Genomic DNA, 13,590 nt, shown 5'->3' on the forward strand with positions numbered 1-13,590 from the left:
CAACTGCTACGACAGCCGAGCGCCCGCAAGGATGTCGCGAGCATTGCGCAGATGAATGTTTACGGAATTGTTCTCGCTCCATCGGATGGGCGTGAGGACCGCTCATTCTTGGCCTTGTCGTCTATCAGCTCGTACCACATGGCGTTGAGGACGGCGAAGGCGGCGGCAAGCGGCAAGCCCAGAATCCATGCGAAGTACCACATCGTATTTCTCCTTCAGTAGGCGTGGCCGTTTTTGTTGGTGACGCTCTCTTCGTCGACCTTGCCCCACAGGACTTTGTAGACCCAGCTGGTGTAGGCGATGATGATCGGCAAAAAGATCATCGTGGCGACAAGCATGATGAAGAGTGTTTGGTGGCTGGAAGACGCGTCCCAAACCGTCAGGCTCGATCTTGGATCGATCGACGACGGGAGGATAAAGGGAAACATCGAAACTCCGACCGTCGAAATAATCCCGAAGATCGAAAGTTTGCTCAGCAGCAGGGTCGCAATCTCGCGCCTTGCCCGCATGCCGATCAAGGCCAAAAGCGCTCCGAGGAAACCCAGGACAGGCGCGACCAATAGCCATGGCTGGGACTTGTAGTTCGCAAACCAGGTCCCGCCCTGTTCCACCGTTTTCAGAAGAGGGTTCGACGGGCCTATGGGACTGATGTTGCTGGTGATGCGATAAGCATCGACACCTACTGCCAGGAAAAGGCCTCCGAGCGCGAACAGTGCGATAACGGCGACTGCGGCGATGCTGCCGAAAGTGCGGGCTCGCGCTGCGACCGGACCTGAAGCCTTCAGTATCAGCCAGGAAGCACCGTGCATGACGAGCATGGCGACTGACAGTAGGCCGCAAAGCAGTGCGTATGGGTTCAGCAAGCCGAAGAAAGTCCCGTCGTAAAAGATGCGCATGTCGTCGGTGAAGCGGAACGGCACGCCCTGCATGACGTTCCCGACCGCAACACCGAAGATCAGCGAGGGAACGAAGCCGCCGATAAAGAGCGCCCAGTCCCAACCATTGCGCCACCGCGTGCTCTCGCGCTTGGAGCGGTATTTGAAGCCGACCGGGCGGAGGATGAGGGCGAAGAGGATCGCGAACATCGCCAGATAGAAGCCGGAAAACGACACTGCATAGAGCGGTGGCCACGCGGCAAAGATCGCGCCGCCGCCGAGAATGAGCCAAACTTGATTGCCCTCCCATACCGGTCCAATCGTGTTGATGGCGATACGCCGTTCGACGTCCGTCTTGGCGACGAAAGGTAGAAGCGTCCCGACGCCAAGATCGAAGCCGTCCATCGCGGCAAAGCCGATCAGGAGCACGCCAAGCAATAGCCACCAGATGACGCGCAGTGTTTCGTAGTCGATCAGTTCGTACAGGATCATGGCCGATCACTCCGCAGGAACAAGGGTTTCGGAAATGAGCTCGGCTTCGGGTTCGTCGTCGGGCTCCGGGCCGTGTTTGATGGCTTTGATCATCAATGCCATTTCGATGACGATCAGCACCGTGTAGAGCGCTGCAAAACCGACGATCGTCAAAAGCACAGCCCATGCGCCATGGTTGGATACCGCCAGCGCAGTCGGCAGCACGCCCTCGATGACCCAAGGTTGACGGCCAATCTCGGCGACCACCCAGCCGGCTTCGATCGCAATCCACGGTAATGGGATGGCAAAGACCGCAATCCGCAGCAGCAAAGGGTATCTGTCGAGGCGGCGCCGCGCCGACAGCCAGAAGAAGGTCGCAGTCAGCACAATGAAAAACATGCCAAGACCGACCATGATGCGGAACGACCAGAACAGCGTCGGCACGTGAGGGACCGTGTCCCGTGCGGCCTGGGCAATCTGCGCATCGGTCGCCTGACGGGGATCGTCGATATAGCGCTTGAGAAGGAGAGCGTAACCCAGATCGTGACCAAGATCCTCGAACGAGGTGCGGACTTCCTGCGCGACTTGTTTGTCAGGCGTCTCCGCGCGGATTTGCATGAGCGCGTCATAGGCCTTGATTCCATCGCGGATGCGCTGTTCGGCTTGCTTCTCCAGCTTGTCGATGCCGGGAATCTCGGTCGTCAGCGAGCGGGTGCCGATCAGTCCCATCGCCCAAGGAATGTGTATCGCAAAATGCGTCTCGCGTGCTTGCTGGTCGGGGAAACCGAAAGCGGTAAATGCAGCGGGCGCCGGCTCGGTCTTCCACATCGCCTCGATGGCGGCGAGCTTCATCTTCTGGTTTTCGGTGGCGAGATAGCCGCTTTCGTCACCCAGGACGACGACGGAAAGCGCCGACGCCAAACCAAAGGAGGCGGCGACCGTCATCGAGCGTTTGGCGAGCTCGATGTGCCGGCCCTTGAGTATGTACCAGGCCGAAACCCCAAGCACGAAGATCGAGGCGCAGACGTAACCGGCCGAGACCGTATGTACGAACTTTGCCTGGGCAACCGGATTGAAGATCACGTCGAAGAAGCTGGTGATCTCCATGCGCATAGTCTGCGGGTTAAGCGCCGAGCCCACCGGGTTCTGCATCCAGCCATTGGCGATCAGGATCCATAGCGCTGAGAAGTTCGAGCCGAGGGCGACCGCCCATGTGGCGACCAGATGTCCGACCTTGGAAAGTTTGTCCCATCCGAAGAAAAACAGGCCAACGAAGGTCGCCTCCAGGAAGAAGGCCATTAATCCTTCAATGGCGAGCGGTGCGCCGAAGATGTCTCCGACATAATAGCTGTAATAGCTCCAGTTCATGCCGAACTGAAACTCCATGACGATGCCAGTCGCGACGCCGAGCACGAAATTGATGCCGAACAGCGTGCCCCAGAATTTGGTCATCTGCCGCCAGATCTGGCGACCCGTCATCACGTAGGTCGTTTCCATGATGGCGAGCAGCACGGAAAGCCCGAGTGTCAGCGGCACAAACAGGAAGTGGTAAAGAGCTGTCAGCGCGAATTGAAAGCGCGATAGCGAGACGATGTCGAATTCCATGGTCCTTCTCTCAAGGCTGTGTGGGGCGGGTTCCGCGTGCGCCGCATGAGCGCGCGTGGGCGTTGAAGCTCAGTCCGGCCGAAGTCGGTCGAGAGCCCTTTCGAACGCCGCCTCCCCACGGCGTAGAACGGCGGTTAGGTGACCGCAGTCGATCACCGCGATGACGTCGGCGTCGGCTGCCTCCCGGCGCGTGTGGCTGGCGATCACAACCGCGCGGCCCATCGATGTTTTGATAAGCCGGCGCATCACGTCGCGCCCGGTGTCGCCGTCTAGTCCTTCGGTCGGCTCATCGAGCAGCCAGAGAGACGCATCGCGGAGGAAGAGGCGCGCAAGCGCTAGACGTCTGGACTGCCCTGCGGAAAGGCCAAGTCCGCCCTCACCAAGCATCGTATCGAGGTCGCGCGGCAAGGCATCGATGGTCGCAAGCAGGCCGGCCGCTTCCAGTGCGCCGCGCAACTGTTGCTCGTTTGCCAGTGGGTTGGCGATCAGGAGGTTGTCACGGATCGAGCCTGTAAACAGCTCTGTGCGTTGCGTGAGCAAGGTCGCCTCGGTGACAACCGCCGATCCGCTTCGTGGGCGCAGCTCGCCCGCTAACAACGCAAGCAGGCTTGACTTGCCCGCGCCGCTTGTACCGACGAGAGCGAGTTTTTCGCCATCCTTCAGATGCAGTGAGAGTTCGTGCAGCGCTGGCCGCATGCTCTGATCATATGACGCGGTCACAGCGTTGAGCCTGAAGGCCAAGCCATCTTCGGGCATGCCATACCGGATCGCTACTTCGGTTGCTTTCAGTCTTTCACCGACCCGTCGTGCGGCGATCAGCGTGCGCCCGAGTTCGACAGCGCCACGACGCAAGGCGCCGAAGGGTTCGATTGCCGCAAACGCGATCAGCATCCCAAGCGCGGCGACCGGCGCACCAATCAAACCGGCGCCCGCCAGGGACGCGACGGCGACTAGTGAACCAGCGAGGAGCAATGCGGACGTCAGCGAGAGGCCAAAACCGACGCGGATCTCGATACGGTTTAGCTGGTCGTCCGCAGCTGATGTGTAGCTGTCAGCCGCGATGACGGCGGCGCACTGAGCCTCCAGGCGTCCGGCCATCAGCAGGTCCGTCTGGCCGGCGACGAGATCGATAACGCGGCCGCGCACCGCCGCGACGCCATGCATTCGGCGGCGTGCGGATTTTGCAGCTGCGCGGCTGGCGGCATAGGGAATGCCAAGACCGACTAGCAGGAGCAGCATCCCAGTTGCGGCGCCAAGCAGCGGATGAATGAACCCGAGAGCCACGCTCGCCGCGATCGCGGCGCAGATTGCCACAGCGGCGGGCACGAGGACGCGCAGATAGAGCCCGTCAAGCGCATCGATGTCGGCGGTTAGCCGGAACAGAAGCGTTGAAGGCCGGGCCGCGAGGTAGCGCGCCGCACCGTCCTTGGCCCAGCCGCGAAACAGGCGTTCCCGCAGCGCAGCCAGCACCGACAATGTCGCGTCGTGTGTCGTCATCCGCTCGCCGTAGCGCGAGACTGTGCGTCCAATGGCGAGCAGGCGGATGCCGGCGGATGGTGCGAAAACGTCGAAGGTGACGGCCGTGGCGACAGACAGGCCGGCAATCGAGGCAGCGGTGATGAACCAACCGGAAAGGCCGAGGAGCGCAATGCCGGCTAGAACCGTCAACGCCGACATCAAGGCACCGACCACCAGTCTGCGGCGTTGTTCGGATAGAAAGATGGTGATGACGGGCTTGAGGTCGCTGAGACGCGTGATCATTCCGCAGCCTCCATGAGATTTTCCTCGCCGATGGCGATCACCCGCTGCATGCGGGCGGCGAGCCGAGGATCATGTGTCGCGACGACAAGCGTCTTGCCTTTGGCGAGATCGATCAGGCTCTCTGCGATTTCGGCCCCTGTGTCCGCATCGAGATGCGCAGTTGGTTCGTCGGCCAGGATGATACGGATATCGGGATTGCAGGCGGCGCGGGCGATGGCGAGCCGCAGGGCTTCGCCGCCCGACAGGCCAAGCCCGCCTTCGCCGAGCGGCCGCTTGCCGTATGCTGCAGCGACAACTTCCAAGCTGGCGGCGTGGAGCGCATCATCGACTTTGGTGCCGGCGCGACCGAGCGTGATGTTGCCCGAGAGCGAACCAGCAAAGATATGCGGCTTCTGTCCGATCCAGGCGACATGGCGGCGCCAGTCACCAGCCTGGTCGAGCGGTAGACCGCCAATGCGGACAGCACCTTCTGAAACCGGAGCAAGCCCGGCGATCAGCGCAAGCAAAGTCGATTTGCCGTTGCCGCTAGCGCCGAGCAGCGCGACATGCTCGCCCTGGATAATGCGACAGTTGAACGCGTCGATCGCAAGCGGCTTATCGGCGGCGTAGCGGAAACCGGCATCGGCAAGTTCGATATCGAAACGCGCGAATTGTTTGCCGTTTGCTGCCTTGACGATATTGAGACCACCGGTTGCGATTCCATCGAGTGCGGCGAGCGCTGCTTCACCGTTGGCGCGGTCGTGCCAGACATTCGAGAGGTCGCGGAGCGGCTCGAAAAAGGCCGGAGCAAGCAGCAGCAGGAAGAAGCCGGTGCTCAGGTCTAGGCCGCTGGTCCAGGCGCCGAAGGTGATTTCGCCGAGAAGGCTGAAGCCCACATAGACGGCGAGCAGCGCGACACCCAGTGCGGCAAAGAGTTCAAGCACGGCGGAGGAGAGGAAGGCGATCCTGAGTACCGCCATCGTCCGGCTCTTCAGGTCGTTTGCGTCCGCGCGCAGGCGGGCTGCTGTCTGATCGACGGCGCCGAGTGCACGCATCGTCGTCAGCCCCCGCAGCCGGTCGAGGAGGAAGCCGTTCAGTCCGCCGGTTGCGGCCAGCTGTTTTTCGCTGGCGGCCTGGGCGCGCCAGCCGATCAGGGCCATGAAAAGTGGGATCAGCGGCATGGCGATCAGCAGGATAAGGGCTGCAATCCAGGAAATTGGAAAGATGCAGACGAGCATCACGAAAGGCACAGCCGTTGCCTTGAACCGCGCCGGCTGGAACCGCGCGATATAGGGCACGATCAGCTCGGCCTGCTCGCCGATGATGCTGGCCACTTCGCCTGATGGCTGCCGCAAGGGATCAGCGGGTGATCGCCTGGCAAGCGCTGCAACAGCTGCCGCGCGGCGTTTGCTAAGCTCGGTACGGGCGATCTTGAATGCCAGGCGGCCGCCGGCCGCCTCGAGACAGTTCCTTACGATCCCCAATATGGCGATGAAAGCGGCAGGCCAGAGAACGTCATAGAACCCGCCTTCATTGGCGATACGACTGATGGAATGGGCGATAAGGCCAGCCTGGGGAATAAAGAAAAGGGCGGCGACGACTTGCAGGGCCGCGGGCAGTCGAGTGGAAGGCAGTAGGTGAGATGGCTCGCCCCCGTGCTTCGCGCTATGGTCCGAATTGATCACACTAGCCTCATCAGGCGTGCCCAAGGCACGCCAAAGCACTTTTCGGCGGTGGATTGGCTACCACTGCACCGCCGAGCCAGGCCGCACTGCTTCAGTTTACTAATCTCTCTAACTATGTAATTATGTAATCGTATTGCGTCAACCCGTCCGCCGTGCAACATGGTTTCAAAATCACACTGCCGAGATACCTAATTGATGAGCGACGCCACGAACCGCCTGCCCCTCTCGACATTGCGAATGGGCGATACTGCTCCGGACTTTGAGGCTCGCTCGACGCAGGGGCCTGTCCGCCTCTCCGACTACAAGGGCCGTTGGCTGGTCTTTTTCTCGCACCCGGCCGATTTTACGCCCGTCTGTACGACAGAGTTCGTTGGACTCGCCAAAGCCCATGAGCGGTTCGCCGAGCTCGACTGTGCGCTATTGGGACTATCGGTCGACAGTCTCTATTCACATCTTGCCTGGACCCGCGCGATCCGCGAGCTCTTTTCCGTCGACATCCCTTTCCCGGTCATCGAAGACCCTTCGATGTTTGTCGGAAAGGCTTACGGCATGATCGATGAAACGTCTGAAAGCAGCGCCGGTGTTCGCGCGACCTACTTCATCGATCCAGCAGGCGTGATCCGGGCGATCACCCATTACCCCCTGACGCTCGGCCGATCGGTAGACGAGATGGTAAGGATGGTCGCTGCACTGCAAGCCACCTATTCGGGTGAGAGGCTGGCGCCAGCCGACTGGAAGCCGGGCGAGCCCCTGCTTCAGCTCGCCGACGAAAAGGCTCAGAAAGACGCCGATTGGTTCTGCCGGAGCGAAGCATGAAGACGCTCTGGCAATCGCGCGAACAGGCGGATGTTGCCGCCGATAAGCTGCGCAAATTCGCGCAGGCTCAACGTCTGATGATCCTTTCGCTCCTGCTTGAAGGGGAAAAATCGGTCACCGAAATCGACATGGCGACAGGAATCGGCCAACCGGCATTGAGTCAGCAGCTCGCGGAGCTTCGCAAGGCAGAGCTCGTGACAACGCGCCGGCAGGCAAAGCAAGTCTACTATAGCCTCGCCGATGATACAGTTGTCCTGTGCGTGCGCAGCATCGAGGCGGTCTTCGGGGCCGGAGACCCCGAGCGGGCGCTCATGAGCATGGTGCGACCGGATGTGCGGCCGGAGCGAAGCGGAACTGTAAAAGGGGCGGCGAACTTCGCTCGAATACGCTGATTCAGCCGGAGGTCTTAAGCCGCTCTTAAGCTTCAAGGCAAGGCGCTCTTCCGAACAACCGCGTTGGAGGAGAGTGTCAGAAATGGCAAAAGAAGTACGCCGCAGTCTTACGCTTTTGCAGGTCAACGATACGCATGGCTATCTGGAACCACATCCTGAATTGATCTGGCACGGCGCGAACCCGCATTTCCCAACGCTTGGCGGTTATGCACGCATAGCAGGCTACCTAAACCAGGTCCGATCCGAATGCCCTGACGCCGTCATCGCTCTCGACAATGGCGATACATTTCACGGCACATATGCGGCCGTCTCTTCGAAGGGTGAGGCCCTCGTTCCTCTGACCAACGCGCTCGCGTTCGACGCGATGACCGCACATTGGGAGTTTGCTTGGGGACCGGCGCACTTCAAAGCGCTTGCCAAGCGGCTCGATTATCCAGTCCTGGCGATCAACTGCTTCGACCAGAAAACGGGGCGCAGGCCGTTTGCCGCATCGCGTGTCATCGAACGCGGGGGCGTAAGGATCGGCGTAATCGGCGTCGCTGCGACCATTGTCGACAAGACGATGCCGCCGCATTTCAGCGAAGGCTTGCGGTTCACCAACGGTGAAAAGGAGTTGCCGCGCGAGATCCGTCGGCTCCGCCAGAAAGAAAGCGTTGAGCTTATCGTCATTCTCTCCCATCTCGGCCTGCCGCAGGACATCAAGCTTGCCGGACTGGTGAATGGAATCGACGTCATTCTCAGCGGCCATACGCATGACCGGCTGGAACGACCCGTCTTGGCCAACGGTGCGATCATCATTCAGTCAGGATGCCATGGCGCCTTCGTCGGCCGGCTAGACCTGAGCGTCGGCAATGACGGTGTCCGACTGGAGGGCCACGAGTTGGTCGCCATGGATGAAACGGTCGATCCTGATCCGTCGATGGCAAAACTCGTGGAAGGCGTGATGGCGCCGTTGCGAGAGCATCTCTCAGTCCCTGTCGGCCAGCTCGATATGGCGCTTCATCGCAACACGATCCTCGACTGCACGATGGACGACTTCTTGTTGGCTGCCCTATGCGATACCTCCGGACGGAAGATCGCCTTCTCGAACGGGTGGCGCTACGGCGCGCCGATACCGCCCGGCCCGGTTACGATGAACGATCTCTGGAACATCATCCCGGTCAATCCTCCCGTCTCGACGGTAACCATGACTGGCGCAGAGATCCGCGAGATGATGGAGCAGAATCTCGACCGGACATTCTGCGCGGATCCGTTTGGCCAGATGAGCGGCTATGTGAAGCGCTTCTGCGGACTAACGATCTTCGCCAAGATCGAAAACCCCTTTGGCAGCCGCATCGTGCAAATTTTCGCCGGGGAAAAAAAGATCGATCCGGCGGCGAGCTACGAGGTGGCATTTGTCACCGCCCAAGGAGTGCCAGGTCGGTTCGGCCGCGACCGAGGCCAGATGCAGATTTCAGCAATCGAGGCGCTGCAAGCATATCTCGCGAAGAACACTCCAGCTGCCACGACACCGGGACGCGTCATTCCGATCTAAGTCTCAAAGACGTGCGTTTGAAATAAGCTACACGATGGCTTCCTCGCCTGGGGACGCGGCCTCATGGTTCTCGGTCCGGCGTACACGCTTTTCCGAAGAACGCGTTGTCGGCATTCTTGACAGCCGCAGGCTATTTCCCGCCACGGATAAAGAACTGGCGAGCATGGCCAGCGCGGCCATGGATGGTGTGAGGATGCCGGCGATTGCAACGGGGAGAGCGATCAAATTGTAGACGATAGCCAGACCGATATTTTGCCGGGCAACTCGTAGAGTACGCCGTGATAAGGCGATCGCCGTTATGAGCTGGGCGATGCCGCCTTTGACGATCACCAAGTCAGCCGTCTGTGCAGCGGCTCCATGCGCTTCGGCGACAGACACGCCGCACTCTGCTGCCGCGAGCGCAGGCGCGTCATTGACGCCGTCTCCAACAAACAAAACCGGACCAGCCACGCTTTTCAGGAGGCCGACCTTGTCGGCAGGCGAGCAGCCGTATAGGGCCTGCCGCGATGGAATACCGAGTGCTGCGGCGACCCTGAGCGTCGGCCCTGCAGCGTCGCCAGAAGCGATCCACACGCCGACATTCATCTGTTTCAATTGGTTGACGGTGGAAAGCGCCTCGTCGGTGTGCATGTCGGCCAGACTGAGCTTGCCGATTTCCTTACCGTCGAGGCTCACGGCGAGCCATGTCAGACCGTCATCTCCCTCAAAGCCGCAGATGGCAATTGACCGGCCATTCCGGTCCACGGCCTCGGCGCCGCGGTCCAGGCGGATGCCGCCCGTCCCCTCTTCGCGGCCGTAACGTGCGACGATCGCACGCGCCAGCGGATGATCGATGCCGGTCTCCGCCCGAGCCGCAAGACGCAACACCTCGTCTTCGGTCCAACCCTCGGCGGCGGAGACCGTGCCAACCGTCGGGTGGCCGGCCGTCAGCGTTCCGGTCTTATCAAAGATCGCGGTCGCCGGCTTGGCCAACGCTTCGAACGCAACAGGATCGCGCAGGCGAAGCCCGCACCTGGCCGCGATGCTTGCAGCGCGCGCCTGCGCGAGGGGGCCTGCGATCGACAAGGCACAGGGGCACGCCGCCGCCAGCACCGTCAGGCCTCTGATCACAGCTTCCGCCAACGCTACGCCAGCGATTGGGAGGACCGCCGTCGTCGCGAATGCGAGGCAAGGAATTCCCCAGCTCAATGCTGCAGCGATCCGGTCCGCCCGTGACGCCGCTGTGCCTTTCTGCGCGACCTCCAACGCGATTGCTCCGCCCATCCGATCCAGATCGCAATCTCCGAAGGCGCGATCGACCGTTACGAGAACGCGACACTGCAAGTTTATCGAGCCCGCCTCGACGCGATGCCCGATCTCGACGGGAATTGCGCGACTTTCGCCGGTCAGCACCGCGCGATTGATGAGACTCCGCCCATCGCAGATCTCTCCGTCCATACCGATGATGGAGCCAGCGTCGACGACGATGGTATCACCGATCTCAATCTCCTTGACGGAGATGGCCTCGTCGCCCGTCTCAGTTCTCCTGACCACCATTCGGATGGATGTATCTTCGAGGGCCTTCAGCGCGTCGATCGCGTTGCGTCGGGTGATTAGGTCGACAAGGCGCCCTATGAGAAGCAGCGTGATCAGCATCGTCGCAGTGTCGAAATAGACATGGGAAGAGCCCGACGCGAGCGAGACGACGGACAGAAGGAACGCGCCGCCGGCGCCAAGCGCGATCAGAAGGTCCATGCCGGGCGCGCGCAGGCGGATCGATCGAAACGCCATCCAGAAAATGCCGGCCCCGGCCCAAGAAACGACGGGCAGCGCCAGAAGGCCGGAGCCGAGCGCCATCCACCAGGCAACCACCGGATCGAGAACAGAAACATAGAGCACGACTGCGAGCGCCATCGACCACATCCCCGACATGACGGCGACGGCAAGACGCAGGGACAGGCGGCTTATGTCGTCGGACAGGATCGCCGAAAGTTCTTCGGGCCTGTGACGATCGATCAGCCTATATCCTGCCCGTGATACAGCTGCAGCGATGTCGTCGACGGAGATTCGCTGCGCGTCCCATTCGACAAGCATCGAAGCGGTCAGGTGATGCACACCGACGGCGTTGATCCCTTCAAGCCGACCGATTTGACGTTCCAGCCCGCGAGCGCAGCCGCCGCAGGCCATGCCGCTGACACCGACCAGACGACGCATACCGTTCAGTCCACGGCGCCGACCGGACGATCCGGATTCGGCGTACCGACACCGAGCAACACGCCATTGACAGTACGACCGTAGTAGATCTGATCACCATCGTGATATTGCTTGCGCGTCTCCTCGATCGTCTTGTCCTTCTGTCTCGCATCCTTTGGACGCTCGAAGCTGTTAATGTAGGCGGCGACGTCCCAAGCCTCCTGGTCGGTCAGGCGTCCAGGTTGCGATAGCGGCATGTTGTGCTTGATGAAGGCCGCGGCAGTGTCGATCCGGGCCATGCCGGCACCCCAGTTATAGGAGCTGGCTCCCCACAGAGGCGGGAAGACATAACGCCCGTTGATGTCCTTCTGGCCTTGGCCATCGCCACCGTGACACACGGCGCAGTTGTTGGCGAAGACCTGCGCGCCGCGCTCGGGAGCATAACCCAGATCCGTTTTGGCGACTTTGCCGAAGCCGACACCCTCCAGCTCCTTGTTCGTCGGCGCGTTGGTCGCGAGCCAGAAGAAGTAGCTTTCGAGATCACGATAGATGTCGTCGCCGTGAGGCGGCGGGCCGCCCTTGACCGAGTGCTGGGCATTCATCGAAAACGTAAAGCAGCCCTGGACACGGTCCTCCATGGTGTTGATCTGTTTATTCTTGGACCGATATTTCGGGTATTGGACCCAGGCGGCCCACATGGGCGCCGAATAAGGCTGGCGACCGGCACCAAGGTGGCAGTTGGAACAGGACAGACCGTTGCCAACATATTGCGAGGCATTGGTCGAGGTATTCATGAAGATCGCCTGACCGCGGCGGACTGCCGCTCCGAACTGATCGTTCGGAATCTGATCGTCGGTCGGCGGCTGAAACGTGCCGGCGCTCGCCTGGCCGTTCTTGTCCGGCGCCGACTGTCGACCCGGAATGAAGCCGCTTTCATAAGCGAGCGCACCGAGCGCGGCGACGATCAAGGCGGCTCCGGACGCATGGATCCACGTTCTCGCCACCCGCCCCTTTTGAGGGTCGGCGGGCTTAGCGCCTGGGCTGTGTTCTTGCTCCGTCATGGCCGTTCTCCAATCCTAGCGATCTGGGCGTCTTCTCCTGCCGGAACGGGGGGAAGCGAGGCGAGATAGTCTGCGACCGCTCTGCGATCGGCGTCGGAAAGCTCGCGTGAAATCCGACCCATCAGGTCGAGCGAGGAATTGTTGCGGTGACCACCGACCCAAGCTGCGAGCTGACTTGCGGTATAGGAGGCGTGCTGTGCGGCGAGAGCGGGAAACTCCGGCGCGACGCCAAAGCCCGATGGCCCATGACAGGAGAAGCAAGCGGGCACATTGCGACTCCAGTCGCCGTGCAGCGCCAGCGCCTCACCGCGCGCAAGGTCGCCACCGAGTTCCGGTTTGGCGTTCGAAGGCACACGCAGGCTGGCATAGTATTCGCCGAGCTGGCGCTTTTCCTGATCGGACAGGGACGTCACGACGATACGCATGGATTCGTTGAGACGACGTCCTTGCGCGAAATCGTTGATCTGCTTGACGATGTAGTCAGCCGGAAGGCCTGCGAGGCGCGGGACATTTTCCTTGCCCTGGCCGAGATCGCCATGACAGCTCGCACATGCCCATTGCTCGCCGCGCCCGGTGAAGATCATTGCAGAGACATCAGGGCTGAGCGAAACGGCCGTCTGCGCCACGAAAGGAGGCTGGCCACCAAGCGCAGTGCCGGCGGAGGACGCGATCTCCGCCCCTCCCTTTAAGCCACCCTTATCGGCAACCTCGGTGCGCAGCTTGGCGACGGCCGGCGCTTCGATCTTCTCCGACGATTTGCCGAACCGATGCGCCACATAGGTAGCCAGTTCGCCGATCTCGATATCGGTCAGCACGCTGGCAAAGCTCGGCATGTGGCCGTTGAAGTTATGATCTCCAACGCGAATTGGCCCATCAATGCCGCGCAAGAGTATCCTCGAAACAAGGTCCGGGCCTTGCGCGACGAAGGCAGATCCGGCGAGCGGCGGGATAGCGCCTCGTACACCCATGCCGTCGGGCTGATGGCAGGTCGAGCATCGGGCGGTGAACAGCGCGGCACCCGGCTCCGTGCTTGCGCCCGTCGCCTTGCGGCTTTCTGCGACCCGCTCGTCACGCTGAGCTGCGGCATCCTCGCGGGTGTCGAAAAGTGTCGCAGCGCCCCATATGCCAAGGCCAACTGCAATGGCGATCAACGGCCACGGCATCTTGCCATGAAGCTCGTAGGGCTCGAAGTTTTCGTCGGGCCGTTCTGCCTCGTCGTTGCGGGAAGATTTGTCCATC

The 13,590-nt window shown here is 61.3% G+C and carries 11 protein-coding genes; 3 read left to right on the plus strand and 8 right to left on the minus strand.

The window, feature by feature from the left end:
• Positions 1–59 precede the first annotated feature (59 nt).
• The 5 genes from cydX to cydD all read right to left on the minus strand — a co-directional run bounded on the left by cydX (position 60) and on the right by cydD (position 6,373).
• Positions 60–203, minus strand: coding sequence for a cytochrome bd-I oxidase subunit CydX (cydX, locus tag AC1RQ5_RS30695; RefSeq protein ID WP_493204595.1), 144 nt, complete (start codon positions 201–203; stop codon positions 60–62).
• A 12-nt stretch (positions 204–215) separates the two neighbouring features.
• Positions 216–1,367 carry a cytochrome d ubiquinol oxidase subunit II gene (gene cydB, locus AC1RQ5_RS30700; RefSeq protein ID WP_493204596.1) on the minus strand — a complete coding sequence of 384 codons (1,152 nt, stop codon included), beginning with the start codon at positions 1,365–1,367 and terminating at the stop codon, positions 216–218.
• A gap of 6 nt (positions 1,368–1,373) precedes the next feature.
• Positions 1,374–2,951 (minus strand): cytochrome ubiquinol oxidase subunit I, encoded by a 1,578-nt coding sequence (locus AC1RQ5_RS30705; RefSeq protein WP_493204597.1) that lies wholly within the window; start codon positions 2,949–2,951, stop codon positions 1,374–1,376.
• Positions 2,952–3,020: 69 nt separating this feature from the next.
• On the minus strand, positions 3,021–4,712 hold the full coding sequence (gene cydC / locus AC1RQ5_RS30710) for a thiol reductant ABC exporter subunit CydC (RefSeq protein ID WP_493204598.1): 1,692 nt from the start codon (positions 4,710–4,712) through the stop codon (positions 3,021–3,023).
• Positions 4,709–6,373, minus strand: a complete 1,665-nt coding sequence (cydD, locus tag AC1RQ5_RS30715; RefSeq protein WP_493204633.1) for a thiol reductant ABC exporter subunit CydD — start codon at positions 6,371–6,373, stop codon at positions 4,709–4,711. Before cydD ends, cydC begins: the two co-directional genes overlap by 4 nt.
• Before the next feature lie 198 nt (positions 6,374–6,571).
• Here cydD and AC1RQ5_RS30720 point away from each other — a divergent pair, with 198 nt between their 5' ends.
• The 3 genes from AC1RQ5_RS30720 (at position 6,572) to AC1RQ5_RS30730 (ending at position 9,118) form a co-directional block, all read left to right on the plus strand.
• Entirely contained in the window at positions 6,572–7,192 is a 621-nt protein-coding gene (locus AC1RQ5_RS30720; RefSeq protein WP_493204599.1) for a peroxiredoxin, read from the plus strand.
• The gene (locus AC1RQ5_RS30725) at positions 7,189–7,584 is read left to right on the plus strand and encodes an ArsR/SmtB family transcription factor (RefSeq protein WP_493204600.1); all 396 of its coding nucleotides are present in this window, start codon (positions 7,189–7,191) and stop codon (positions 7,582–7,584) included. The genes AC1RQ5_RS30720 and AC1RQ5_RS30725 overlap by 4 nt, the downstream gene beginning before the upstream one ends.
• A gap of 82 nt (positions 7,585–7,666) precedes the next feature.
• Entirely contained in the window at positions 7,667–9,118 is a 1,452-nt protein-coding gene (locus AC1RQ5_RS30730; RefSeq protein ID WP_493204601.1) for a bifunctional metallophosphatase/5'-nucleotidase, read from the plus strand.
• 27 nt (positions 9,119–9,145) lie between these two features.
• Here AC1RQ5_RS30730 and AC1RQ5_RS30735 read toward each other — a convergent pair whose 3' ends face one another.
• From AC1RQ5_RS30735 to AC1RQ5_RS30745, 3 genes are read right to left on the minus strand one after another with little or no spacing between them, the layout of a single operon-like run.
• Positions 9,146–11,311, minus strand: a complete 2,166-nt coding sequence (locus AC1RQ5_RS30735; protein ID WP_493204602.1) for a heavy metal translocating P-type ATPase — start codon at positions 11,309–11,311, stop codon at positions 9,146–9,148.
• Positions 11,312–11,316: 5 nt separating this feature from the next.
• Entirely contained in the window at positions 11,317–12,351 is a 1,035-nt protein-coding gene (locus tag AC1RQ5_RS30740) for a c-type cytochrome (RefSeq protein WP_493204603.1), read from the minus strand.
• Positions 12,348–13,589 (minus strand): c-type cytochrome, encoded by a 1,242-nt coding sequence (locus AC1RQ5_RS30745; RefSeq protein WP_493204604.1) that lies wholly within the window; start codon positions 13,587–13,589, stop codon positions 12,348–12,350. Before AC1RQ5_RS30745 ends, AC1RQ5_RS30740 begins: the two co-directional genes overlap by 4 nt.
• Between the last annotated feature and the right edge of the window lies 1 nt (position 13,590).

The organism is Tardiphaga sp. GW821-FHT12E02, from assembly GCF_058807155.1.

Coding starts and splice junctions, on each gene's coding strand:
- AC1RQ5_RS30735 (WP_493204602.1), bottom strand. CDS start 11,311: ATGCGTCGTCTGGTCGGTGTCAGCGGCATGGCCTGCGGCGGCTGCGCT.
- cydC (WP_493204598.1), bottom strand. CDS start 4,712: ATGATCACGCGTCTCAGCGACCTCAAGCCCGTCATCACCATCTTTCTA.
- AC1RQ5_RS30705 (WP_493204597.1), bottom strand. CDS start 2,951: ATGGAATTCGACATCGTCTCGCTATCGCGCTTTCAATTCGCGCTGACA.
- AC1RQ5_RS30720 (WP_493204599.1), top strand. CDS start 6,572: ATGAGCGACGCCACGAACCGCCTGCCCCTCTCGACATTGCGAATGGGC.
- cydB (WP_493204596.1), bottom strand. CDS start 1,367: ATGATCCTGTACGAACTGATCGACTACGAAACACTGCGCGTCATCTGG.
- AC1RQ5_RS30725 (WP_493204600.1), top strand. CDS start 7,189: ATGAAGACGCTCTGGCAATCGCGCGAACAGGCGGATGTTGCCGCCGAT.
- cydX (WP_493204595.1), bottom strand. CDS start 203: ATGTGGTACTTCGCATGGATTCTGGGCTTGCCGCTTGCCGCCGCCTTC.
- AC1RQ5_RS30730 (WP_493204601.1), top strand. CDS start 7,667: ATGGCAAAAGAAGTACGCCGCAGTCTTACGCTTTTGCAGGTCAACGAT.
- AC1RQ5_RS30745 (WP_493204604.1), bottom strand. CDS start 13,589: ATGGACAAATCTTCCCGCAACGACGAGGCAGAACGGCCCGACGAAAAC.
- AC1RQ5_RS30740 (WP_493204603.1), bottom strand. CDS start 12,351: ATGACGGAGCAAGAACACAGCCCAGGCGCTAAGCCCGCCGACCCTCAA.